We start from the raw sequence: 23,246 nt of genomic DNA, 5'->3' as shown, positions 1-23,246 counted from the left end.
CCCGGCTTTGCGGATATGTCCTCACCCATCTTGAAACTGATTGCCCAGCGCGTTGCGCTGGGCATCGTCCTCCTGCTGGCCGTTTCGGTCCTGATCTTCGCCGGTACACAGATTCTGCCCGGCGACGTCGCGCAAGCCATTCTCGGACAGTCGGCGACGCCGGAGTCGCTCGCCAATCTGCGCGAGCAGCTCGGCCTCAACCAGCCGGCTTACATCAGGTACTTCCACTGGCTCGGCGGGGCGCTCACCGGCGATCTCGGCACGGCGATGTCGAGCGGCCAGGACATCGCGACCTCGATCAAGGGGCGGCTGTGGAACACGCTGTTCCTCGCCTTCTGGGCGGCGGTCGTGGCCGTGCCGCTGGCCATCATTCTCGGTCTGATCGCGGTGCGCTACCGCAATGGCTGGGTCGACAAGCTGATCTCCGGACTGGCACTCGCTTCGACGTCCTTCCCAGAGTTCTTCATCGGCTACGTGCTGGTCTTCTTCTTTGCGGTCAAATATCAATGGTTTCCGGCAATTTCCACGGTCTATGACGGCATGCCGTTCGGCGAGCGCATGCAGGCGATCGCCCTGCCGGCCGCCGCGCTGACGCTGGTTGTGCTGGCGCACATGATGCGAATGACCCGCGCGGCCATCCTCAACGTCATGCAGTCGGCCTATGTCGAGACGGCGGAACTGAAAGGCCTGTCGGCCTTCAATGTCATCCGCAAGCACGCTTTCCCCAATGCCATCGCACCGATTATCAACGTCGTCATGCTCAACCTCGCCTACCTCATCGTCGGCGTCGTCGTGGTCGAGGTGATCTTCGTCTATCCCGGCATGGGGCAATATCTGGTCGATCACGTCACCAAGCGCGACGTGCCCGTGGTGCAGGCGGTCGGCCTGATCTTCGCCGCCGTCTATATCAGCCTGAACATCATTGCGGACATCGGGGCGATTGTCGCCAATCCGCGCCTCAGACATCCGAAATAAGGGGGCGGGCATGCTCGATATCAGACGCATCCCCATCCCCGCACTGATCGGCATCGTGCTGACGACAATGTTCGTGCTGGCGGCAGTGTTCGCGCCGCTGATCGCGCCCTACAGCAATGCTGAGATCGTGGGCGATGTCTGGGAACCGATGACGGCGGCGCATTTGCTAGGCACTGACAATCTCGGCCGCGATCTGTTGTCGCGCATGATCTACGGCGCCCGCATTACGCTGTTCATCGCGGTGCTGGCCACCGCGCTGTCGTTCTCGCTCGGCGCCATTCTCGGCTTTTCGGCGGCGGTGTTCGGCGGCTGGTTCGACACGCTGTTGTCCCGCCTCGTCGATCTCCTGATGTCGATCCCGACGCTGATCATGGCGCTCGTCGTGCTCTCGGTGCTGCCGACCAATCTGGTGACGCTGATCCTAGTGATGGGCGTCCTCGACTCGACCCGCGTCTATCGGCTTTCACGCGCTGTCGCCGTAGACATCAACGTCATGGACTATGTCGAAGCCGCCAAATTGCGCGGCGAAGGCAGCGGCTGGATCATCTTCCGCGAGATCCTGCCCAACGCGCTGTCGCCGCTGGTTTCCGAACTCGGCCTGCGCTTCATCTATGCCGTGCTGTTCCTGTCGACGCTGTCTTTCCTCGGCCTTGGCGTACAACCGCCGGATGCCGACTGGGGCGGCATGGTCAAGGAAAACAAGGACGGCATCGTCTTCGGCATCGGCGCCGCGCTCATTCCGGCGGCGGCAATCGCTGCATTGGCTATCTCGGTCAACCTTGTCGCCGACTGGATCCTCAACCGCACGACAAGCCTGAAGGGAGGACGCGGGTGATGGCTGACACCAAAGCAAAGCCCGGCCTGCTGCTCGATATCCGCAACCTGCGCATCGAAGCGACAGTGTTCCCGCCCGGCGAGGCGCCGAAGAACATCGTGCTGGTGCACGACGTCTCGCTGACGCTGGAAAAGGGCAAGGTGCTCGGCCTGATCGGCGAGTCCGGCGCCGGCAAGTCGACCATCGGCCTGTCGTCGATGGGCTATGGCCGCGGCGGCGTGCGCATCACCGGCGGCGAGGTGCTGCTCAACGGCCGCGATATCCTCAAGGGCGGCAAGGAAGGCTTCCGCAAGCTGCGCGGCCGCGAGGTCTGCTACGTCGCGCAATCGGCCGCCGCCGCCTTCAACCCGGCGCACAAGCTGATGGACCAGGTGGTGGAAGCCACGCTGCTGCACGGCACTGCGACACGGGCCGAGGCCGAGAAACGCGCCGTGGCGTTGTTCAAGAAGCTCAGCCTGCCGAACCCCGAAACCATCGGCGAACGCTTTCCGCACCAGGTCTCCGGCGGCCAGCTGCAGCGCGTCATGACGGCGATGGCGCTGTGCTCGGAGCCCGATCTGATCGTCTTCGACGAGCCGACCACCGCGCTCGACGTCACGACGCAGATCGACGTGCTGGCGGCAATCAAGGACGCCATTCGCGACACCCATGTCGCGGCGCTCTACATCACCCACGACCTTGCCGTCGTTGCCCAGGTCTCCGACGAGATCATGGTGCTGCGCCATGGCCGGCTGGTCGAATGGGGCGGCACCCGCCAGATCATCAAGGAGCCGCGCCAGGAATATACCAATGCGCTGGTCTCGGTGCATGAGATCGAGCACGCCGAGCAGAAGCCCGGCGCGACGCCGTTCCTGTCGGTCAAGAACGTCACCGCCGCCTATGGCGGCAGCAACGTCAAGGTGCTGAAGAACGTCTCGGTCGACATCTATCCGGGCCAGACGCTGGCCGTCGTCGGTGAATCCGGCTCCGGCAAGTCGACGCTGGCGCGCGCCATCACCGGGCTTTTGCCACCTGAGGAAGGCACCGTCACCTTCGACGGCAGGCCGCTTGCCAACCGGCTTGCCGACCGGCCGAAGGAGGATCTGCGGCAATTGCAGATGATCTACCAGATGGCCGACGTGGCGATGAACCCGCGCCAGACCGTCGGCACCATCATTGGCCGGCCGCTGGAGTTCTATTTCGGCATACGCGGCCGCGAACGCGACAAGCGCGTCGCCGAACTGCTCGACGAGATCGAGATGGGCAAAGGCTTCCTCGACCGCTATCCGGCCGAACTGTCCGGCGGCCAGAAGCAGCGCGTCTGCATCGCCCGCTCGCTTGCCGCCAAGCCGAAGCTGATCATCTGCGACGAGGTGACCTCGGCACTCGACCCGCTGGTGGCCAACGGCATCCTCAAGCTGCTGCTCAACCTGCAGCAGCACGAGAAGGTCGCCTATCTCTTCATCACCCACGATCTGGCGACGGTGAAGTCGATCGCCGATTCGATCGCGGTGATGTATCGCGGCGAGGTGGTGCGCTACGGCGCCAAGAGCAAGGTGCTGACGCCGCCCTTCGACGCCTATACCGACCTGCTCCTGTCCTCCGTCCCCGAGATGGAGATCGGCTGGCTGGAGAAGGCGATCAAGGGACGCCGCATGGCGAGCGCGGGCAACTAGGCGGCCGGCTTCCGCCTCTCTCAAGACATCTGGGGCTTGGCCTGGCCGGCCGCCCCGGATGCTGACCTCTCCCGCAAGACCGCATGGAGCCGCCGATGGCGCTCAAGACCAAGCTTCTCCTCATTGTCCTCGATGGCGTGCCCTATCGGAACTGGCGCCGGCTGATGGGCAATCTCGAGGGATGGGTGCAGTCGGGCGAGGCGCAGGTGTGGAAGATGCGCTCGGTGCTGCCGTCGACATCGGCCTGCTGCTATGCCTCGATCCACACCGGGGTCACGCCGCAGGAGCATGGCATCCTGTCCAACGAGAACCGTTTTCTGGTCAACAAGCCGGACATTTTCTCAGAGGTCAGCAAGGCCGGCGGCAAGACCGGGGCGGTGACGCATTCTTACTGGTCCGAATTCTTCCGCTCCTACCCGTTCGATCTGGTCGACGACATGGAATATGACGAGCCGGACGGGCCGATCACGCATGGCCGCTTCCACACCATGACTGGCTACAACTTGCGCAACCAGATGACCCCAAGCGACGTCGACCTGTTTGCGACGCTGACCATGCTGACCCGGCGCCACGATATCGACTACGGCATCCTGCACACCTGCACGCTGGATTCGATGGGCCACCGCTTCGGCCATGACTGCCACGAAATGGACCATGCCTGCTATGCCATGGACGGCATGCTGGCCGCCTTCCTGCCGGGCTGGCGGCAAGCCGGCTACGAGGTGATCGTCACCGCCGACCACGGCCAGACCGACCGCGGCCATCATGGCGGCCATGACGACGAAATGCAGGATTTCGCGCTGTATTATTTTGGGCAAGGCAATGGACCGGATGCGGACACTTTGCTCGATCAGCTGCAGCTAGCGCCAACGGTGCTGAAGCGGCTGGGTGTGCCGGTCCCGGAGACGATGAAGGCGAAGGCATTTTTGACTTAGTTCCCCCTTCCCCCCTTGTGGGGGAAGGTGGCCTCGCGAAGCGAGGTCGGATGAGGGGTGTTCCAGGGAACGCCGACGCCTCACTCCGCTGGAACACCCCTCAACCGTCTCGGCGCTGCGCGCCGATCCACCTTCTCCCACAGGGGGAGAAGGGAAAAAGGTGCACCACTGGCAACACTCACTCTCTTCGGCTAGCTTCGCCAAAATTCCTTGGCGGAAGGATGAACCTTTTTGGACCGATCGGCGACAGAGCAGACAGGAGCCAGGCGGCTCGACCGGCCATGACGGCAGCGACGGAGACTGATCGCGCGCTTGTTGACCGGGTCGCGAAGGGCGACCGTGCCGCTGTTCGGCTGCTGTTCATGCGTCACCACGCGCGGGTCTACCGCTTTGTGGCGCGCCAGACGGGATCGGAAATGATGGCCGACGATATCGCAAACGAGGTCTTTCTTGAGCTGTGGCGCCAGGCGCCCGGCTTCGAGGGACGCTCGGAAGTCTCGACATGGCTGCTCGGCATCGCCCGTTTCAAGGCGCTGTCGATGCTGCGCAAGAAAAAAGAAGACTGGATCGACGATGACGATGCGGCGCAGGTCCCTGACAGCGCCGACACGCCGGAAGTCGCGACCATGAAGGAAGACAAGGGCACTGCCTTGCGGCGCTTTGTCGATGCCTTGCCGGAAGAACACCGCTCGGTGATCGACCTTGCCTATTACCATGGACAGTCGGTGACGGAGATCGGCGAGGTGCTCAACATCCCGGTCGCCACCGTCAAGACCCGAATGTTCTACGCCCGCAAGAAACTCGGCGAAGCCCTCAAGGCCGCCGGTTACGACAGGGGGTGGCCATGAGCAATCCTGAAGATATGAGTGCCGCTGAGAAGATGTCGCGCCGCGACGAAATGGAAACGCTGCTGCCGTTCTATCTGAACGGCTCGCTGGAAGGTTCTGACCTCCAAGCCGTCGAGGAATGGCTGGCCAGCGATCCGGCGGCAATGGCGGCGCTTGGCGAGGCCGAGGCCGAATTCTCCGGCACCACCGCCGCCAATGAAGCCATCCGGCCGCCGGCCGATGCGCTCAGCCGCTTTGCCAAGGCGCTCGACGCCGAGGTCGGTCCGGCACGCGCGCCGGCAGGCCGGTCTTGGCTGGCGCAGGCGCTCGACCGTTTCATGGCGGTGCCGGTCGGTGTCGCTTGGGCGGCGGCCGCTGTCTTGCTGGCGCTGGTGGTGGTGCAGTCCTACGTGCACACCGGCGGCAAGGGCAATGATTTCGAGATAGCCGGGGCCGAGGACGAGCTGGCGAAACTGCCGTTCGCGCTGGTCAAGTTCAAGCCGGAGGCCAGGATGTCCGACATCGCCGCCTTCCTCGACCAGAACGGGCTGAAGATCGCCGGCGGGCCGACCGCTTCCGGCGTCTTCCGCATTGCCCTCCCGGCCAAGACCGGAGCAGACTATACCAAGTTGCTCGGCCTTATTGCCGCCCAGCCTTTCGCTGAGACTGCGATCGAGGGAAGGAAACCGGTTGATGGCAGCTAAGGCGGTCATTCGATTTGCAATCCTTGCGGCGGCGATGACAATCGCCGCCGTGCCCGCTTTAGCGCAAACCAGCGACTCGAATGCCGGCCGCACAAAGACCGACTGCTCCGACACGACCGGTGCGGCGACAGCCGACTGCCCCAAGGACGACAAGGGTGGCAGAGCAGGCGGCGGCCAGGGCGCTGTTGTCCTTCCGGCGCTGATCGTCGACCTGTTTCCCAATCCGCCCGCTTCCGCGGCGCCGGTGCCGACGCCACGGCCGTCAGCGCCGCCTGCCGACACGCAGGCCGGGCCACCAGCCGGTGGGCCCATCGTTTCGCCGACCGATCTTGTCGCGACCGCGCCGCGGCGTGCCATCGCCGGCGCGTTCGTGCCCGACGAGGTGCTGGTGACTGTCGATGGTGACGCCGGCGCCGTTCAGCAAATCGCCGCCTCCTTCGGCCTCGAAGTGCGCTCGCAGCGCCAGTCGCGGCTGCTCGGCACCACGCTGGTGCGCTTCGGCATTCCCGACGGCCGCCCGGTCGGCACCGTGCTGGCGCAGCTGGCCGCCGACGGCCGCACCCAGCGGCGCGAACCAAACCATATCTATTCGCTGCAGCAGGCTGCCGGCATCGTCAACTATGCCTTCGAGCGCATCCAGCTCGACAACAAGCAAGCCAGCGGCGAGAACGTGCGCGTCGCCGTCATCGACACCGGCATCGACGACACCAATCCCGCGCTGTCCGGCGTCATTGCCGACCAGTTCGACGCCATGCCGGAAGTGCCGATCGAAAAGCGCGACCATGGCACCTCGGTCGATGGGCTGATCGCCGGTGTCGGCGCGCTCGAAGGCATGGCGCCCGGGGCCAGGATCTATCATGCGCGCGCCTTCGAGGACGGCAGGTCGACCATGGATGTCATCCTGTCGGCGCTCGACTGGGCGGCGGAGCAGAATGTCAGCATCATCAACATGAGCTTCGTCGGCCCCAAGAACGATTTGCTCGCCACCGCTTGCCGCAATGCGCGCGGGCTTGGCATCATCCTGGTTGCGGCGGCCGGCAACAACGGGCCGAAAGCGCCCTATGGCTACCCCGCCGCCTATCCCGGCGTCATCGCGGTGACCGCCACCGACGCCAAGGACGGGCTGATGCCGCAGGCCAATCGCGGCGCCTACGTCTTCATCTCGGCGCCCGGCGTCGAGATGGTGGCGCCGAGCGGCGCCGGCTCGGACGTGGTCACCGGCACCTCGTTTGCCGCCGCGATCGTTTCCGGCGCCATCGCCAATCTGATCCACGCCGCACCCGAGCGCTCGGCCGACGACATCGAAAAGGCGCTGGCCGCCACCGCCCGGGATCTCGGCCCGAAGGGCCGCGACAAGGATTTCGGCTATGGGCTGCTGGACATCAAGGCGGCCGAAGCGGCGAAGCAGTGAATTTGCGGCGCGGTCCCCTTCAAGTGGCAACAGCGCGCAGTGGCATCTCACGCTTGATCGTCCTGTCGAGATAGTCGGTCAGATGCGCGGTTAGTTCCCGCGCGTCGTCTTCGGCGCCGTGAATGAAGCTCGATTTCCGGCGACGCAGATATGGCAGGCCCACCACATAGACTCCGGGAACGTCAGCAACGCCTCGATCGTGCTTCAGATCGCCCTTGCGATCGAAGATCGGCAAATCCAGCCACGAAAAGTCCGGCCGAAAACCGGTGGCCCATAGCACCGTGCGAACGTCTTCGCCGAGTTTGAGCTTCAGTTGCGGCGCCGCGTCGATTGCAGTGGGGGCAAAGCGCTCGATGGGACCGACGCCGGACGGTGCATTCGCCTCTGCCCATTCGTCGATCGATGCGAGCAGCCGGTTCATCTTCAGGTCGGCAAGCGCGCAGACGTTGCGGAGCGTTCCTGAAAACTGGGCTGTTGCGTCGCGAATGCCCATCAGGCGTCCGACGATTTTAACGCCTTGCCCCCGCAGGACATTGAGATCGAGCGTGGTCCGGTCTGATGCGCCCGCAAGCTGCGGCGACGGTACTCTTCGGGCGCGGTCGGGGTCGTCTGCCTCTTCGATACGTTGGTCGAGCACGCCCGTCGCAAGCATCCACCATTGGATATCGCGACCCCGATAGACGCGCGGCAGCCGGACGTGTTCGCCCACCGCGAGCGTGACGGGCCGGCCGCTGAGCTGGATCTCCTGCGCCAATTGCAGACCTGTCGCCGATGCCCCAACCACCAGCACCCCGCCAGGGACAAGCTGCCCGGGATTGCGGTAGGAGTGAGCCGACAGCTGTTCAAGGGTCGCTGGCATGGCATCGGCCAATCGCGGTATGACCGGCTTGTTGAAGCCGCCAGTGGCGAGCACCACGGCTCGGCACAGCCAGTCCCCATTTTGGGTTTCCACCCGAAAGCCGTGGCTGCTCTGCGCAACTCTGTTGACTGCGGTGCGCGTTAGAACCGGTGCTGATGTGTATGTGGCGTAATCGGAAATGAAATCGGCGATCTGCCCGGCGCTCATGTAGCCGTCCGGATCGTCGCCCTGGTATGGGTAGTCGGGGAGCCGCGCCATCCAGTTGGGCGTGAGCAAGCGCAGCGAATCCCAGCGTTCCATGCGCCAGCTATTCGCGACCTCGCCTCGCTCGAGAACCACATGCCTGAGCGAGTGCTGGCCCAACAGATAGCTCATCGCCAGGCCTGAGTGACCGGCGCCGATGACGACGACGTCAACGGCGCCGGCGATCCCGCGCGATGCGCTTTCGCTCATCAGGATTTGCTCGAGGTGACCGTGACATCGGTTGGGTTGGCGATCACGTCAAAAACGGCCGAGCGCTTCTGCGACTGCGCGACAAGAGCGGCTATGTCTTCCGCGCTGGCGTCCGCGTCGATGTCGTAGTGCACTTTGATGCCGTCGAAACCATTGCGCACGTCCGGATCGATGCCAAGGATGCCCTGGATATTCATGCCGGCCTCGAGCGTTGCCTTGACCGAGTGGAGCTGGATGTTGCGGTTTTGCGCGACAGCGGCGATGCCCGCGGTGAGGCAGCCGGCCAGTCCGACCAGCACAAATTCGACGGGTGTCGCACCCTTGTCCTCGGACGCAAAGATTTCCGGGTGATCGGACTCGAAGTTGTAGGTCTGGCGATGCTGCTGTTCTGCGCCCAGGCCGAAGAATCCGTCGACTGTGGCTCGGTTGTGGGTCCCCTTGACCCATTCACTTGTCGCGCGCCACTTGAAACGGGCGGCCTCGGGGGCATCCTTCAGCGCCTCGCGGGCGCCAAGCAGGGCGGCTACGTTGACACCATTTGTGGCGGTTTCCGTGTGCTTGGTCATCGGTCGTACTCCTGTTGACAGGTGAGGGTCCGGCTTACAGCGGACGGAATGTCTTCCCACGGGCGTGTTGTGCGCAGCATGGGAGTGAGCATGGAATCGCCTGGCGAAGCGCTGTGCTGGCGTAACTCCTGCAGCCGAACTCCAGCGATCGCCGAGGTTGGGGTGGCGCCTCGTTCAGAGGATCCTGCCCCAGCTGTTTGATGAGAGCCTTTTTTGGCGCGGTGTAACTGGCCAGCCAATGTCCTTTTGAATTTCCAATGGCAGGCTGTTCAGAACGCGTTCGGACTTTCGTGCTTCCAGGGCGTTTTTGATGACCGCCCCATAGCGCGCGACCGTTTCAAACATTGACATCTTCTTCTCCTGTAGAGCTTTGGGCGCCTCGGGATATACCCAGGGAGCCGCTCAACAGTCTGTTAAATGCTCCACATTTGTATCTGCAAGGTTGCACCAAAACCGACGTTCGGTAACAAAATCGCAAATGACCTACGCGAGGGATTTCGGCTACGGGTGGCCGGACACGAAGGCGGCGACGAAGAAGAAGTGGCGGATACGCGCGGCCAATTCAGAGGGCCGGACCCAACCGGACAGGACTTCCATCATAGAAGCGCGACAGCCGGAAGCGGGTGAGGTCGTACCCGGTCTCGTTTCCCTGGATCATGTCGGCAACGACGCGACCTATGCCAGGCCCGATACCGAAGCCGTGGCCACTCATTCCCGTCGCGACGAAAAGGCCGCCGACTGCCTCCACCCGATCCACGACGGGGACGACGTCGGGCATGGCGTCGATCATGCCGCCCCAGCCTGCTTTCAGGCGAACCGTCTCGAACTGCGGAAAGAGGTGCTTGAACTTGCGTTCTATCGAACGCAGACGGGCCCGTTCAGGGGCCGGGCTGAGCACACGCATTCTCTCGAAAGGGCTGCGCGAATCCGGCGCCCAATCGCGCGGCGTCGACCAGGCATCGGGGTAACCTGACGGCGCGAACGGAAAGTAGCGTGTTCCCAGCGGATTGTCCTTGAGGGCCGGAAGGTATTTGGTGGCGTGACGGAATGCGTCCGGCCCCACATAGTGCAAATGGCTGCCGCCCGCGGCGAGCGTGTAGCCGCCATCCTGCCGGCGCCTGAAAGCGATGTGTTCGTCAGTCGCCGCACCTGCATAGATCTCGGGCAAGGGCTCCGTTGCGGCCACGGTTACCCTGACGCTGAGCTGGGGGATGGAGACGCCATGTCTTCTCAGGAACAGGGACGACCAGGCGCCACCCGCGACCAGCACGGTGGAGGTCTCGATATACCCCGCCTCGGTCCATAACCCTCGGACCCTGCCGGCCGAGATCTCGAGGGTTCGCGCTGCGCAATTCTCTACGATTTTGACACCCTTTCGGACGGCAAGCCGGGCAAGCGCCGGCACCGCCAGCCAGGGCTCCGCACGCATGTCGGAGGGTGTCGTCATCGCGCCCTTGAATGTGCGCGACATGCCTTTGATGAGCTTCGCGGTTTCGTCGCCGTCCAGGAGGCACGTGTCGAGATCATGGATCGCGGCGATCTTCATGAACGCTTCGAGGCCGGCCATGTCCCTGTCCGAGTTCGCCAGATAAGTCACGCCTGTCTGGGTCAGGCCGATGTCTTCGCCGCATTCCTCAGCCAGCTGCCGCCACAGGCGGATAGCCTCGATGACGATGGGCAACTCGTCGGCGTCCCGTCCCTGCTTTCTGATCCAGCCCCAGTTGCGGGACGACTGTTCGGCTGCAACGCGTCCTTTTTCCACCAGCGTCACCGGGATGTTCCGCGCCGCAAGGAAAAGCGCTGTCGTTACGCCGATAACACCGCCACCAATGACCACCACCTCCGAACTCTTCGGCGGTGGACCTGGATGCTGGATTGGATCCGTTTCGGAGAACGGGAATGTGGGCAAATGGCGCATCCCTGTGGGCTGGTCGATGGCTCTGGCTTACTCGTTGCCACCCCCTAGAAGCCAAATCAAGGACAGGGCCAGGCAGACCGTTGTCCCACGACCCACAGCTCCGAACTTTCACAGGCCTTCTATCCGGAGTTTATCGGCATTGCCGTCTCGACCAGACGCGTCCAGTACGAGACCCCATAGGGAATTGCCGCATCGTTGAAATCGTATGACGCGTCATGCAAGCCGGCAGTGTCGCCATTGCCGATGAGCGCGATGTTGCCGGGCCGCTCGTCAAGCATGAACGCGAAATCCTCGGACCCCATGAGCTGAGGATGCTCGGCATCAACGGCTTCCATGATGTCGTGCGCGACAGCCGCCGCCAGCGCGGTTTCGGCCGGATGGTTCACGACCACCGGATAGAGGCTCCTGAACTTGACCGTCGCGGCCGCCCCGTAGGACGCGGCAATGCCTTCCGAGATTTCGGTGATGCGCTGCTGCATCATGTCCCTGACCTCGGGATCGAACCAGCGCGCGGTGCCGCGCATCAGCGTCGATTGCGGGACCACCGCTCCCGAAACGCCGCCATTCAACGAGCCGATGTTTATGACCCCGCTCTTCAGCGGATGGACGTTGCGCGCGATGATGGTTTGCAGAGCTATCAAAATGTTGGCAGCGGGGAGTAGCGTGTCGACGCCCGCCTGCGGACTGGCCGCGTGAGCGCTCTTGCCTTCGATGGTGATGCGAAAGCTGGCCACGGCAGCGCCGAATGGCCCCATGCGGGTGGCGAAATGGCCGATCGGCAGCCCGGGCTCGTTGTGCAGGGCGAACACTTTCTCGATGCCCCAGCGACTCATCAACCCGTCATCGCACATGGCTTTCGCGCCGGCGCCGCCCTCTTCCGCAGGCTGAAAGATCAACACCGCCGTGCCATCGAAATTGCGCGTATCCGCGAGCGCCCTCGCGGCGCCCAACAACATCGCCGTGTGTCCGTCATGGCCGCACGCATGCATCCTGCCAGGGATCTGCGATGCGTAGGAAAGGCCGGTCGTTTCCTCGATCGGCAGCGCGTCCATGTCGGCGCGCAAACCGATCACCTTGTCGGAGGGCCGGCTTTTTCCCGCAATGACGCCGACGACACCGCTGATGCCGACACCCTCGGTGACGCTGTCGCAGCCAAACGCCCTCAGCTTGTCGGCGACGAATGACGAGGTGCGCGGTAGCTCATATTGGAGTTCGGGATGTGCGTGCAGATCACGCCGCCATGCGATGATCTCGTCGTACATGATCCGCGAAATCCTGCTGTTACGCCTTCGACCATCGCACAGAAAAAGCACCTCAAGAAGGCGTCGCGACCGTCGAGACTATTGGGTCTTCATCCTAGACCGGCGCCCCGGCGACCGACTGTGATCTGTCGCGGCTTCAATGCGCCTCGCGCCGACCTTCCTATCTGTATTCCACGGAAGTCGCCCTCCGAGGTGAGATCGCACTGTGAAAGTCCCGTGATGCTACTCCTTATGGAGACGACGCCTAAGCCCTATTAGGTACTTGGCGCACACAATGGGAACAATCTCACATAGTGCAAGTTTCCCCTCGGTCAAACCGAGTCTATACGAGGTGAACTGGCATGCTGAAATTGCTCACTGCAAGCACGGCCGCAATGGTGTGCTCACGAGTTTGGTAAGAATAACTAGCAGCGAGGGTCGCGCCATTGATGTTCAGAGGTAGATCACCTTCAGAGTTCGAAGACAACACGCGCCCGGGCTGGGTTCACTTTAGCATGCGCCACTGGAGATGGAGCGCCATTCCCGTATGCATATTGCTGCTCTGGCTGATATCTCCGGCAAACGATGGGGCCGAAATGCAGCAGAAGCTCAAGGCGGCGCACGGCGAATTGGCGGCGGCAAAAGCGCAACTGGACTTGATGCAGCGCGCCGAACGCAACGCCAACGAGCAGGCGCGTATAGCTGCCGACACTGCGGCCAAGCAGGGACAGGCCTTGAAGGAGGCGAGCCAACGAGACGAAGCCCTCACACTCGATCTGGAAGCGGCGCGCCGCGTCATCAAAGGCTTGCAAGCCAAAGCCGTTCTCTTGGATGAAGCGCGCCATTCCATGGCAGTTTCCCTGGCCCAGGCGAACCGGGCGTTTGATGAGGAGCTGCACAGGGCTGAGCTCTCCGAACACGAACTCGCCATGGCCCGCCAGGAACGCGACGTGGCCAAGCAGATTTCTGCAGAGTTGAGCGCTGCCTTGGAGCGGGCGCGCGAAAAGGTCATCGGCATGGCCATCAACCTTAGCGCCGCGCGTAAGGCGATCGAGCTCGTCAAAGCGCAAGGTGTGCGTCGTACCGCGCGTATCAAGCAAGCAACCGAAGCGCGGGCCGTGGCAGATCCCCGTGCAAGCCAACCGGCACGTCAACGGGCGTTGCAGGAGAAAAACAAGAAGGTTCAAAAATCATCAAAACGGGTGCTGGTGGCGACGACTATCACCCTCCCCGATGCGTTGCTCCCCACCCCGCAGGGCCCCTGATCGTGAAAACAAAGAGCGCAGCTGGGGTGGGCCCAAACCTATGCCGCAGGAGGAATCCCGCAATGTACAGATACGTGGCAGTCGCCCTGATTGTCGGTGTAGCCACTGGACCTGCCTCGGCCCTCGACGTGGGTGCTGGCGGTAAGGTCGGCGGTCTCGGGGTAGGTGCTGGAGTGAGCGCCGGTCGACAAGGCGTCTCTGTCGGGGTCGGTGCGAGCGTCGACGGTGTCGGCGGAACAAGCGTTGGAGCATCGGTCGGCACGGACAACGGGGCGCTCGGCGTGGGCATCGATGCTGGCGGCAATGTGGGCAGCACAAGCGGAGGCGTATCGACAGGTACCGGCAACCCGTCTGCTGCTGCGGCGGATACTAGCGGCAGCCCGGCCCCAGACAATACTGCCGTTGTTTCGACCAATAGCGCTACACGCGCCATCGACCTGCCATCCACCCTCAAGCCCTCCAAAGCCGGGCGCGGCGAGCTCGGTAGGACTATCACGGGCTATCCCTTTGGGGCCCTGGCATCATTGAAAACGAAACCCGGGACGACGCCTGCAGTCGTGAGCGCCTGCCGTGCGGCGATCGTGTCTGCCGCAATGCCGCTTGGCGCCTTGCGTGTGTCGGCGGTGAGTGCCGGTCCAATGCGCCAACGTCACGCTGCGTTGATGGCACCGATCGAGGTGCGAATACAGTACGCACGCCAAGGCAAAATCCAAGTGCGGCAGGCGAGAGTCATATGTCGTCTCGACGCGGCGGGAAAGGTCACCGCGGTAATATAGCGAGCGCCTTTCGGCTCGACGACAGAGGGCAGCTTCCGGTCGAACTATGGTCACTGCCAGCCATCGAGAGTTCCAGCCTAAACCGGCGCCCCAGCCACCGAGCCCCTGACCACCAGGTCGACCGGCCAGACCTCACCGCGAGCGCCTTCCTCCAGACCGGAAATGCGCGCCGCCAGCCGTTCGGCGATGCGGGCCCCGGCGAGGCGGATCGACGAGCGTGTCGTCGACAGCGGAACGGAAAAATTCTCGGGCTTCAGCCATGGGAAGACGTCGTCATGGGCGATCAGCGACAGGTCGCCGGGAATGGTCAGGCCAAGGTCGCGCACCGCGCGCACGACGCCGAGCGACATGATCAGGCTGGAGCAGGCGATCGCGGTTGGCGGCTCGCTCTGTTCGAGCAGGCGCCGCGCGGCGCGATAGCCGTTCTCCTCGGTCATCGTCACCGAGCAGACATGGCGCTCGCCGAGTGTCAGGCCGCTGGCGGCCAGTGCGCGACGCATGCCGCGCTCGCGGTGGATGGCGAAGGTCTCGCGGTCGTCGCCATTGATCAGCGCCAGCCGGCGATGGCCGAGCTGGACCAGCAGCCGGGCCGCTTCGTGGAAGGCGCCCTCATTGTCGATGTCGGTGAACGGATAGTCGAAATCGAAGCCGTCGCTGCGGCCATGGACGATGAAGGGGATGCCCAGCGTGTTGACCAGCGCCACCCGCCGGTCGGCCGGCCGCGGCGAGGAGATGTAGACGGCGTCGACCTGGCGGTTGGCGACGATGCGGCGATAGGTGGTCTCCTGGTCGTCGGCGTCTGCCGGCGACAGAACGAGGTCGAGTTCGTGCGAGCGGGCATAGTCGCCCAGGCCGGAAAGGAACTCGACAAAATGCGGATCGATGTCGACCGAGGCGCCGGTCGGCAGGACATAGCCGATCATGCCGGTCTTGCCGGTCGCCAGCCGGCGCGCGCTCGGGTTGGGCCGGTAGCCGTGGCGCTTGGCGGCATCCACCACGCGCCGGCGGGTTTCCTCGTTGACCTCCGGATAGCCGTTCAGCGCACGGCTGACCGTTGTCTGCGACAGCGCCAGCATATGGGAGAGCTGTTTCAGGTTCACTGGGAGGCCTCCAAGCCTCAAAGCGCTTTTAATTTCGGATCCGCGCGGGCGCCATGGCAGGCGCTTCCGAACCATGGGCACCATACGCACTGGTCCGGCCAGTTTGAAGCATAATACGCTGCTGCACCGCCAAAAAACTATGCTGCAGCGCACTTTATCAAGTGTTGCAGCTTGAAATCAAATCGATTAGACCGCTTACCCTCTTGACTTCCGTTGGATTCAATGGCGAGATCAAAACGACCAAAGCGCTTTGGAAGACTCTTTCGAAAGGTTGCGGTTCCTTTCCGAGTGAGTCACAGTCCTGCGGCGTCGGCGGGCGGAATGGAGGTTCCGTCCGGGTGTATGTGACCACTGGGAGGAATGCGATGAAGAAGATGCTTCTGCTTGGCGCCGCGTTTGCAACGCTCGCCCTGAGCCTGCCGGCGCAAGCCGAACTGAAATTCAAGCCGGGTGAAGACAAGCGCTTCAACTGGGCCAACTACGAAGAGCTGAAAAAGGTCGATCTCAAGGGCGAGACGCTGACCATCTTCGGACCCTGGCGCGGCGAGGACGAAGGTCTCATCCGCACGGTTCTCGAGTATTTCCAGGAAGCCACCGGCGCCGAGATCAAATACTCCTCGTCGGAGAATTACGAACAGCAGATCGTCATCGACACCCAGGCCGGCAGCCCGCCCAACATCGCCGTGCTGCCGCAGCCGGGCCTGATCCAGGATCTGGCCTCCAAGGGCCTGCTGACGCCGCTCGGCGACGACACCGCCAAATGGGTCAAGGACAATTACGGCGCCGGCCAGTCATGGGTCGACCTCGGCACCTTCAAGGACAAGGACGGCAAGCCGGGCTTCTTCGCCTTCCCCTACAAGGCCGACGTGAAATCGCTGGTCTGGTACTCGCCGGACAATTTCGAGGAAGCCGGCTATAAGGTTCCCAAGACCCAGGAAGAACTCGCCGACCTCGAGAAGAAGATCATCGCGGACGGCGGCACGCCGTGGTGCATCGGTCTCGGCTCGGGCGGCGCCACCGGCTGGCCGGCGACCGACTGGGTCGAAGACATCATGCTGCGCACCCAGACGCCTGACGTCTACGACAAGTGGGTGAAGAACGAGATCCCGTTCAACGACCCGGCGGTGGTCAACGCCATCGACATCTTCGGCAAGATCGCCACCGACGACAAGATGGTCGATGGCGGCGCCAAGGCGGTTGCCGCGACCGACTTCCGCGACAGCCCCAAGGGCCTCTTCTCGGTGCCGCCGAAATGCTACCTGCACCATCAGGCATCGTTCATCCCGACCTTCTTCCCGGAAGGCACCAAGGTGGGCCAGGATGCCGACTTCTTCTACTTCCCGCCCTATGCGTCCAAGCCTGAACTGGGCACGCCCGTGCTCGGCGCCGGTACGCTCGCCATGATCACCAAGGATTCGAAGGGCGCGCGCGCCTTCATCGAATTCCTGAAGATGCCGCTGGCGCATGAAATCTGGATGGCCCAGGGCGGCTTCGTGACGCCGCTCAAGTCGGTCAACAAGGATGCCTATGCCAGCGACGCGCTGAAGAAGCAGGGCGAAATCCTCGCCAATGCCTCGACCTTCCGCTTCGACGGTTCGGACCTGATGCCGGGCAAGATCGGCGCCGGCGCCTTCTGGACCGGCATGATCGATCTGGTTGGCGGCAAGTCGGCCCAGGATGTCGCAACCGACATCCAGAAGAGCTGGGACGCGATCAAGTAATCAGCGGCCAAGCAATCAGCGGCGAGTCAGCAGCCGCTTTGGCTGCAAGTTCAGGACTTCCTCCATAGACTGGATCCGGGCCTTGTTGGCCCGGATCCGACCGGCGCCGTACGCCGGACCGATTTGCGTTCGTTCGTTCCGAATAACTTAAATCGGCGCATTGCCACATCGCCAGGGCTGTTCAAAGCCCGGCCGATCATGCGCAGGGAGAGGGACCCATGGCTGCTCAGATCTTATCGGCCATTTTTGTCATCATCATCGGCGTCGGCGGCTGCGTCGCCTATTTCTGGGGCGCCAACAAGCTGGTCGACCTGATTTTCCCGTCGCGCGGCGTCGCCGGGGCTGCGGCCATCGACAATCTGCGCCGGCAAGGGCTGGTCCGTCCGTGGCTGTTCGTCGGCCCGGCGATGATCATCCTTACCGTCTATCTGATCTATCCGGTGGTGGCGACGCTCTGGCTGTCCTTCCTCGACCGCGGCGGCCAGCACTTTGTCGGCTTCGCCAATTATGAATGGGCGTTCGGCGACCGCGAGTTCCGCAACTCGATCCTGAACAACATCATCTGGCTGGCGGTGGTGCCGGCGGCCTGTACCTTCCTCGGGCTGATCATCGCCGTGCTCACCGACAAGATCTGGTGGGGCACGATCGCCAAGAGCCTGATCTTCCTGCCGCTGGCGATCTCCTTCGTCGGCGCCAGCGTGATCTGGAAATTCATCTACGAATATCGCGGCGAGGGCCAGACGCAGATCGGCCTGCTCAACGCCATCATCCAGTATTTCGGCGGCCAGCCGCAGGTCTGGATATCGCTGCCGTTCTGGAACAATTTCTTCCTGATGATCATCCTGATCTGGATCCAGACCGGCTTTGCCATGGTCATCCTGTCTTCGGCGCTGCGCGGCATCCCTGAAGAGACGCTCGAAGCCGCGGTCATCGACGGCGCCAATCCGTTCCAGATCTTCTGGAAGATCATGGTGCCGCAGATCTGGGGCACCATTGCCGTGGTCTGGACGACGATCACCATCCTGGTGCTGAAAGTGTTCGACATCGTGCTGACCATGACCAACGGCCAATGGAACAGCCAGGTGCTGGCCAATCTGATGTTCGACTGGATGTTCCGCGGCGGCGGTGATTTCGGCCGCGGCGCCACCATCGCCATCATCATCATGATCGCGGTCATCCCGATCATGGTCTGGAACATCCGCCAGGCGAACAAAGAGACGGGAGGGCATTGAGATGGCCGTCGCGACCGGAAAATCCTTTGCCAGCCGTTTCGGCGTCCACATCGCCGTGCTCATCTTCGTCGCCATCTGGACCGTGCCGACGCTCGGCATCCTGGTCTCCTCGCTGCGCGACAAGGACCAGATCATCGCCTCGGGCTGGTGGAATTCGTTCTCCAGTTCCACCCAGACCGAAGCCGGCCGGTTGCCGCCGGCCTCGGCGCAGGTCGAGAAGGACGGCAAATTCGTGCTTGCCGGCAACATCTTCGGCGACGCTGCCGCCCGCAACATCAGCGCTTTCGGCGTCAAGTCGGCGGCACCGACGCAATATCCGGCCGGCACGACTGCCGATCTCGGCGATGGCGTTACCCTGCAGCTCAATGCCGACGGCACGTTCGTCATGTCGTCGCCGAAAGCCTTTGAGGGCGACCGCGGCCAGCGCGTCTATTATGCCTCGTCGGCGCCGCCGAAATTCACCACCGGCAATTACAACACGGTGCTGTTTTCGGAAGGCATCGGCCGCTCGTTCATGAACTCGCTGACCGTCACCATTCCGGCGACCGTCATCCCGATCCTGATCGCGGCCTTCGCCGCCTATGCACTGGCCTGGATGCGCTTTCCCGGCCGCGCGCTGCTGATCGCCGTCATCATCGGCCTGCTGGTCGTGCCGTTGCAGATGTCGCTGATCCCGTTGCTCAAACTCTACAACGGCGTCGGCACTTTCTTCGGCGTGCCGTCGAAAACCTATCTCGGCATCTGGCTGGCGCATACCGGCTTCGGCCTGCCCTTCGCCATCTATCTCCTGCGCAGCTATATTGCCGGCCTGCCGCGCGAGATCATGGAATCGGCGCGTATCGACGGCGCCAGCGATTTCGAGATCTTCGTCAAGATCGTGCTGCCGCTGTCATTCCCGGTGCTGGCCTCCTTCGCCATCTTCCAGTTCCTGTGGGTTTGGAACGATTTGTTGGTGGCGATGGTTTTCCTCGGTACCGAGGGCGATCAGATCGTGCTGACCGCCAAGCTCAATGCGCTGCTCGGTTCGCGCGGCGGCGACTGGGAGATCCTGACGACATCGGCCTTCGTCACCATCATCGTGCCGCTGATCGTGTTCTTCTCGCTACAGCGCTATTTCGTCCGCGGGCTGCTGGCCGGCTCGGTCAAAGGAGGTTGAGACTGATGCAATCCGCTTTGAAGGCGACCTCGAAACCCGATCTCGCCGTCGATCGCGACTGGTGGCGGGGCGCGGTGATCTACCAGATCTATCCGCGCTCCTACCAGGACTCCGATGGCGACGGCATAGGCGACCTCAAGGGCATCATCCGCAGGTTGCCCTACATCGCCTCGCTGGGTGTCGATGCCATCTGGATTTCGCCCTTCTTCAAGTCGCCGATGAAGGATTTCGGCTACGATGTCTCGGACTATTGCGACGTCGATCCGATGTTCGGCACGCTTGCCGATTTCGACGCGCTGGTGGCGGAAGCCCATCACCTCGGTCTCAAGGTGATGATCGACGAAGTGCTGTCGCACACCGCCGACATCCATCCATGGTTCAAGGAAAGCCGCGCCAATCGGGCTAACCCGAAGGCCGACTGGTATGTCTGGGCCGACGCCCGGGCGGACGGCACGCCGCCCAACAACTGGCTGTCGATCTTCGGCGGCTCGGCCTGGCAGTGGGACACAAGCCGCCAGCAGTATTATCTGCATAATTTCCTGTCCGAGCAGCCGGACCTCAACTTCCACAATCTGGAAGTCCAGGACGCGCTGCTCGACGTCACCCGCTTCTGGCTGGAGCGCGGCGTCGACGGCTTTCGCCTCGACACCATCAATTTCTACTTCCACAGCCAGGGGCTGGAGAACAACCCGCCGCTGCCGCCGGAAGAGCGCAACGACCAGACCGCACCCGCTGTCAATCCGTACAACTACCAGGACCATCTCTACGACAAGAGCCGGCCGGAGAACCTTGCCTTCCTCGAGCGGTTCCGGACGCTGCTCGACGAATATCCGGCGACCGCCGCCGTCGGCGAAGTCGGCGATTCGCAGCGTGGGCTGGAAGTGGTGGCCGCCTACACGGCCGGCGGCAAGCGCGTCCATATGTGCTATTCCTTCGACTTCCTGGCGCCGGAAAAGATCAGCGCCGCCAAGGTGCGTCAGGTGCTGGAAGCCTTCGGAAAGGTCGCCAGCGACGGCTGGTCATGCTGGGCCTTCTCCAATCATGACGTGATGCGTCCGGCTTCGCGCTGGGCCGCCGATGAGGCCGATCCGGCCGCCTATCTCAAGGTGATCTCGGCGCTGCTGATGTCGCTGCGCGGCTCGGTCTGCCTCTATCAGGGCGAGGAGCTTGGGCTGGGCGAAGCCGAGCTTAAGTTCGAGGATCTGCAGGACCCCTACGGCATCCGCTTCTGGCCCGAATTCAAGGGCCGCGACGGCTGCCGCACGCCGATGGTGTGGGATGCAACCGCCAGCAATGCCGGCTTCTCGACGGCCAAGCCCTGGCTGCCGGTACCGGGCAAGCATTTGTCGCAGGCGGTCAACGTGCAGCAGGGCGACGCCGCCTCGCTGCTTGAGCACTACCGGCGCTTTCTCGGCTTCCGCCGCCAACATCCGGCGCTGGCCAAAGGCGACATCGAGTTCATCGAAAGCGAGGGCGACACCGTCGCCTTCACCCGCCGCGAGGGCAATGAGCAGATCGTCTGCGTCTTCAATCTGGGCAGCAGGCCGGCCGAGGTCGATCTCGGCCAGGCGCTGCAGCCCTTGGCCGGGCACGGTTTTTCGGGACAATCCGGCACAGGTTCGATCCGCCTCGGCGGCTACGGCGCCTGGTTCGGGCGCATCGACTGAGTTTTGACGAAACGGAATTTCTTGAGGAAATCTGGGTTCTCTAGGGAAATCACTGGGAGGAAATCATGGCCGATGTCACGCTGAGACAAGTGAAGAAATCATACGGCAATCTGCACATTCTCCATGGCATCGACCTCGACATAAAGTCGGGTGAGTTCATCGTCTTTGTCGGCCCGTCGGGCTGCGGCAAGTCGACCTTGCTGAGGTCCATCGCGGGGCTTGAGGAGATCACCTCCGGTGAGCTGAAGATCGCCGGCGAGGTGGTCAACGATGTGCCGCCTTCGAAGCGCGGCATCGCCATGGTGTTCCAGTCCTATGCGCTCTACCCGCACATGACCGTCTACGACAACATGGCGTTCTCGATGAAGATCGGCAAGGAAAGCAAGGCCGAGATCGACAAACGGGTACGGCAGGCAGCCGAGATCCTGCAGCTGACCAAATATCTCGACCGTCTGCCCAAGGCGATGTCGGGCGGCCAGCGCCAGCGCGTCGCCATCGGTCGCGCCATCGTGCGCAACCCGAAAGTGTTTCTGTTCGACGAGCCGCTGTCGAACCTCGACGCGGCGCTGCGCGTCGCCACCCGCATCGAGATCGCCAAGCTCAAGGAATCGATGCCGGCTACAACGATGATCTACGTCACCCATGATCAGGTCGAGGCGATGACGCTGGCCGACCGCATCGTGGTGCTGAAGGACGGCCATATCGAGCAGGTCGGCACGCCGATGGACCTCTACAAGAAGCCCGGCAATCTGTTCGTCGCCCAGTTCATCGGCTCGCCGGCCATGAATATCTTGCCGGCGACAATCGACAAGACCGGCGACCCGACCATCGTCAGCCATGTCGGCGGCCGCAAGGCCACGGTGCCGATCGCGACACCGGCTTCGGCCAAGGGCGCGGCGGTCAGCTTCGGCGTGCGGCCGGAAGATCTGTCGGTCGCCACCGGCACGGAGTATCTTTTCGAAGGCGTGGTGGACTATGTCGAGCAGCTCGGCGAGGTCCAGCTGGTCTATGTCGACATCGGCCGCGCCGACCTGCCGCTGGTGACCAAGCTGCCCGGCAATGTCGAGGTCAAGCGCGGGGCGAAGCTGCGGTTGACTGCGGATGCCGGCGACCTGCACATCTTCGACGCCGACGGGCATTCCTTCTCGCTCAAGCCGGTGGAAGTGAAGGCGGCCTGAGATCGGCGCGTCGTATCGGCATGAAAAAGAGCGGCGGGCCAGGCCCGCCGCTCTTTTTTAAAACTTCGGCTGTTAGAGCAATTCCAGGAAAAGTGTGAGCGGTTTTCCGTCCGGGAATTGCGAAAAACAAACAGATAGAGCGGTTCGCCGTTTCTGTGAAACGGTGAAACGTTCTAGCGATTGCCGAAGAGGTTCCGGTCGCTGCCTTGCGGGGCGGACTTCTGTACGTCGCCCGACGAGTTCAACAGCTTGTAGACCGGCGAACCGGTGTTGGGCACCGACGACGTCCGGGTGTTGTCGACGTTGACGGTCGCCTGGTTGTCGACGGCGCTAGAGCCGACATTGTCGTTGCGGGCATAAGCACTGCCGGCGGCAATCAAAAGCGCAGCGGCAGCAAGAGCGATCTTCTTCATGTCAAGTCTCCTGAATTTTTATCATGTGGCAGAGCGGCTGGTGATCACGCCGCTCTGCAGCTTGTTCGATGTTCGACTGGGATCGTTGTCCGAAAAACTCTGAGGTCAGATCCCGATCGTCTGTTAGCGACCGAAGAGGTTACGGTCGGCGCCCTGTGCGGGGGCCTGAGCAGCCGGATCCGACTTCGCAACCGAAGCCGTGTGGCCACTATCCGTCGACGTAACCGCAGGCTGGTTGGCGCCGTTCGAACCATAGTTGTCACTGGCGGCGAAAGCGCTGCCGGAAACGGCCAGAACGGCGGCGGCAGCAACGATGATCTTTTTCATTTTAAATACTCCTGAATTTCTTCGAGATCCCA

At 63.0% G+C, this 23,246-nt stretch carries 21 protein-coding genes; 13 read left to right on the top strand and 8 right to left on the bottom strand.

Features of this window, described 5'->3' with window-relative positions:
- The first annotated feature begins 15 nt into the window (after positions 1 to 15).
- From AC1D1L_RS02765 to AC1D1L_RS02735, 7 genes are all read left to right on the top strand, one after another.
- Entirely contained in the window at positions 16 to 975 is a 960-nt protein-coding gene (locus tag AC1D1L_RS02765) for an ABC transporter permease (RefSeq protein ID WP_112562024.1), read from the top strand.
- Between the two features lie 10 nt (positions 976 to 985).
- Positions 986 to 1,810, top strand: coding sequence for an ABC transporter permease (locus AC1D1L_RS02760; RefSeq protein WP_112562025.1), 825 nt, complete (start codon positions 986 to 988; stop codon positions 1,808 to 1,810).
- On the top strand, positions 1,810 to 3,465 hold the full coding sequence (locus tag AC1D1L_RS02755) for an ABC transporter ATP-binding protein (protein WP_112562026.1): 1,656 nt from the start codon (positions 1,810 to 1,812) through the stop codon (positions 3,463 to 3,465). Before AC1D1L_RS02760 ends, AC1D1L_RS02755 begins: the two co-directional genes overlap by 1 nt.
- 95 nt (positions 3,466 to 3,560) lie before the next feature.
- A complete protein-coding gene (locus tag AC1D1L_RS02750; protein WP_477338606.1) occupies positions 3,561 to 4,400 on the top strand; it encodes an alkaline phosphatase family protein in 840 nt (279 codons plus the stop codon).
- Positions 4,401 to 4,681: 281 nt separating this feature from the next.
- Entirely contained in the window at positions 4,682 to 5,248 is a 567-nt protein-coding gene (locus AC1D1L_RS02745) for a sigma-70 family RNA polymerase sigma factor (protein ID WP_477338604.1), read from the top strand.
- Between the two features lie 14 nt (positions 5,249 to 5,262).
- Entirely contained in the window at positions 5,263 to 5,931 is a 669-nt protein-coding gene (locus tag AC1D1L_RS02740) for an anti-sigma factor (protein WP_477338751.1), read from the top strand.
- Positions 5,921 to 7,342, top strand: a complete 1,422-nt coding sequence (locus AC1D1L_RS02735; protein WP_477338602.1) for a S8 family serine peptidase — start codon at positions 5,921 to 5,923, stop codon at positions 7,340 to 7,342. The genes AC1D1L_RS02740 and AC1D1L_RS02735 overlap by 11 nt, the downstream gene beginning before the upstream one ends.
- 19 nt (positions 7,343 to 7,361) lie before the next feature.
- On the opposite strand, the gene AC1D1L_RS02730 is transcribed toward AC1D1L_RS02735, so the two are convergent.
- The 5 genes from AC1D1L_RS02730 to AC1D1L_RS02710 form a co-directional block, all read right to left on the bottom strand.
- Positions 7,362 to 8,654 (bottom strand): NAD(P)-binding domain-containing protein, encoded by a 1,293-nt coding sequence (locus AC1D1L_RS02730; RefSeq protein ID WP_477338600.1) that lies wholly within the window; start codon positions 8,652 to 8,654, stop codon positions 7,362 to 7,364.
- Entirely contained in the window at positions 8,654 to 9,220 is a 567-nt protein-coding gene (locus AC1D1L_RS02725) for an OsmC family protein (RefSeq protein ID WP_477338598.1), read from the bottom strand. Before AC1D1L_RS02725 ends, AC1D1L_RS02730 begins: the two co-directional genes overlap by 1 nt.
- 174 nt (positions 9,221 to 9,394) lie before the next feature.
- The gene (locus tag AC1D1L_RS02720; RefSeq protein WP_477338596.1) at positions 9,395 to 9,571 is read right to left on the bottom strand and encodes a hypothetical protein; all 177 of its coding nucleotides are present in this window, start codon (positions 9,569 to 9,571) and stop codon (positions 9,395 to 9,397) included.
- 211 nt (positions 9,572 to 9,782) lie between these two features.
- Entirely contained in the window at positions 9,783 to 11,129 is a 1,347-nt protein-coding gene (locus AC1D1L_RS02715) for an NAD(P)/FAD-dependent oxidoreductase (protein WP_477338594.1), read from the bottom strand.
- 128 nt (positions 11,130 to 11,257) lie between these two features.
- Positions 11,258 to 12,400 (bottom strand): amidohydrolase, encoded by a 1,143-nt coding sequence (locus AC1D1L_RS02710; protein ID WP_477338592.1) that lies wholly within the window; start codon positions 12,398 to 12,400, stop codon positions 11,258 to 11,260.
- A 575-nt stretch (positions 12,401 to 12,975) separates the two neighbouring features.
- Here AC1D1L_RS02710 and AC1D1L_RS02705 point away from each other — a divergent pair.
- Complete coding sequence (locus AC1D1L_RS02705; protein ID WP_477338590.1) at positions 12,976 to 13,644, top strand: hypothetical protein; 669 nt, start codon at positions 12,976 to 12,978, stop codon at positions 13,642 to 13,644.
- Positions 13,645 to 14,497: 853 nt separating this feature from the next.
- Here AC1D1L_RS02705 and AC1D1L_RS02700 read toward each other — a convergent pair.
- The gene (locus tag AC1D1L_RS02700) at positions 14,498 to 15,520 is read right to left on the bottom strand and encodes a substrate-binding domain-containing protein (RefSeq protein WP_477338588.1); all 1,023 of its coding nucleotides are present in this window, start codon (positions 15,518 to 15,520) and stop codon (positions 14,498 to 14,500) included.
- Positions 15,521 to 15,885: 365 nt separating this feature from the next.
- On the opposite strand from AC1D1L_RS02700, the gene AC1D1L_RS02695 reads away from it, so the two are divergent.
- The 5 genes from AC1D1L_RS02695 (at position 15,886) to AC1D1L_RS02675 (ending at position 22,474) form a co-directional block, all read left to right on the top strand.
- Positions 15,886 to 17,241: an ABC transporter substrate-binding protein gene (locus AC1D1L_RS02695; protein WP_477338586.1), complete on the top strand. Its 1,356-nt coding sequence runs from the start codon at positions 15,886 to 15,888 to the stop codon at positions 17,239 to 17,241.
- 218 nt (positions 17,242 to 17,459) lie between these two features.
- Entirely contained in the window at positions 17,460 to 18,473 is a 1,014-nt protein-coding gene (locus tag AC1D1L_RS02690) for a carbohydrate ABC transporter permease (RefSeq protein ID WP_023668891.1), read from the top strand.
- A 1-nt stretch (position 18,474) separates the two neighbouring features.
- On the top strand, positions 18,475 to 19,629 hold the full coding sequence (locus tag AC1D1L_RS02685; protein ID WP_477338584.1) for a carbohydrate ABC transporter permease: 1,155 nt from the start codon (positions 18,475 to 18,477) through the stop codon (positions 19,627 to 19,629).
- A gap of 5 nt (positions 19,630 to 19,634) precedes the next feature.
- Positions 19,635 to 21,296 carry a beta-galactosidase BglA gene (gene bglA, locus AC1D1L_RS02680; RefSeq protein WP_477338582.1) on the top strand — a complete coding sequence of 554 codons (1,662 nt, stop codon included), beginning with the start codon at positions 19,635 to 19,637 and terminating at the stop codon, positions 21,294 to 21,296.
- 65 nt (positions 21,297 to 21,361) lie between these two features.
- The gene (locus AC1D1L_RS02675; protein WP_436257745.1) at positions 21,362 to 22,474 is read left to right on the top strand and encodes an ABC transporter ATP-binding protein; all 1,113 of its coding nucleotides are present in this window, start codon (positions 21,362 to 21,364) and stop codon (positions 22,472 to 22,474) included.
- A gap of 173 nt (positions 22,475 to 22,647) precedes the next feature.
- On the opposite strand, the gene AC1D1L_RS02670 is transcribed toward AC1D1L_RS02675, so the two are convergent.
- Together AC1D1L_RS02670 and AC1D1L_RS02665 are read right to left on the bottom strand one after the other, a co-directional pair.
- Entirely contained in the window at positions 22,648 to 22,887 is a 240-nt protein-coding gene (locus AC1D1L_RS02670; protein WP_477338580.1) for a DUF680 domain-containing protein, read from the bottom strand.
- A 123-nt stretch (positions 22,888 to 23,010) separates the two neighbouring features.
- The gene (locus AC1D1L_RS02665; RefSeq protein WP_477338578.1) at positions 23,011 to 23,214 is read right to left on the bottom strand and encodes a DUF680 domain-containing protein; all 204 of its coding nucleotides are present in this window, start codon (positions 23,212 to 23,214) and stop codon (positions 23,011 to 23,013) included.
- Between the last annotated feature and the right edge of the window lie 32 nt (positions 23,215 to 23,246).

It is taken from the genome of Mesorhizobium sp. P2_D6 (assembly GCF_056404315.1).
The sequence above is the reverse complement of the archived record's forward strand: the minus strand, read 5'-3'. Positions and strand labels throughout refer to the sequence as shown.

Excerpts from the sequence above, each read along its gene's own strand:
- AC1D1L_RS02765 (WP_112562024.1), top strand. The coding sequence starts at position 16 with ATGTCCTCACCCATCTTGAAACTGATTGCCCAGCGCGTTGCGCTGGGC.
- AC1D1L_RS02735 (WP_477338602.1), top strand. The coding sequence starts at position 5,921 with ATGGCAGCTAAGGCGGTCATTCGATTTGCAATCCTTGCGGCGGCGATG.
- AC1D1L_RS02690 (WP_023668891.1), top strand. The coding sequence starts at position 17,460 with ATGGCTGCTCAGATCTTATCGGCCATTTTTGTCATCATCATCGGCGTC.
- AC1D1L_RS02730 (WP_477338600.1), bottom strand. The coding sequence starts at position 8,654 with ATGAGCGAAAGCGCATCGCGCGGGATCGCCGGCGCCGTTGACGTCGTC.
- AC1D1L_RS02685 (WP_477338584.1), top strand. The coding sequence starts at position 18,475 with ATGGCCGTCGCGACCGGAAAATCCTTTGCCAGCCGTTTCGGCGTCCAC.
- AC1D1L_RS02725 (WP_477338598.1), bottom strand. The coding sequence starts at position 9,220 with ATGACCAAGCACACGGAAACCGCCACAAATGGTGTCAACGTAGCCGCC.
- AC1D1L_RS02750 (WP_477338606.1), top strand. The coding sequence starts at position 3,561 with ATGGCGCTCAAGACCAAGCTTCTCCTCATTGTCCTCGATGGCGTGCCC.
- AC1D1L_RS02710 (WP_477338592.1), bottom strand. The coding sequence starts at position 12,400 with ATGTACGACGAGATCATCGCATGGCGGCGTGATCTGCACGCACATCCC.
- AC1D1L_RS02665 (WP_477338578.1), bottom strand. The coding sequence starts at position 23,214 with ATGAAAAAGATCATCGTTGCTGCCGCCGCCGTTCTGGCCGTTTCCGGC.
- AC1D1L_RS02745 (WP_477338604.1), top strand. The coding sequence starts at position 4,682 with ATGACGGCAGCGACGGAGACTGATCGCGCGCTTGTTGACCGGGTCGCG.
- AC1D1L_RS02705 (WP_477338590.1), top strand. The coding sequence starts at position 12,976 with ATGCAGCAGAAGCTCAAGGCGGCGCACGGCGAATTGGCGGCGGCAAAA.
- AC1D1L_RS02695 (WP_477338586.1), top strand. The coding sequence starts at position 15,886 with ATGAAGAAGATGCTTCTGCTTGGCGCCGCGTTTGCAACGCTCGCCCTG.
- AC1D1L_RS02760 (WP_112562025.1), top strand. The coding sequence starts at position 986 with ATGCTCGATATCAGACGCATCCCCATCCCCGCACTGATCGGCATCGTG.
- AC1D1L_RS02670 (WP_477338580.1), bottom strand. The coding sequence starts at position 22,887 with ATGAAGAAGATCGCTCTTGCTGCCGCTGCGCTTTTGATTGCCGCCGGC.
- AC1D1L_RS02675 (WP_436257745.1), top strand. The coding sequence starts at position 21,362 with ATGGCCGATGTCACGCTGAGACAAGTGAAGAAATCATACGGCAATCTG.
- AC1D1L_RS02720 (WP_477338596.1), bottom strand. The coding sequence starts at position 9,571 with ATGTCAATGTTTGAAACGGTCGCGCGCTATGGGGCGGTCATCAAAAAC.
- AC1D1L_RS02740 (WP_477338751.1), top strand. The coding sequence starts at position 5,263 with ATGAGTGCCGCTGAGAAGATGTCGCGCCGCGACGAAATGGAAACGCTG.
- AC1D1L_RS02755 (WP_112562026.1), top strand. The coding sequence starts at position 1,810 with ATGGCTGACACCAAAGCAAAGCCCGGCCTGCTGCTCGATATCCGCAAC.
- bglA (WP_477338582.1), top strand. The coding sequence starts at position 19,635 with ATGCAATCCGCTTTGAAGGCGACCTCGAAACCCGATCTCGCCGTCGAT.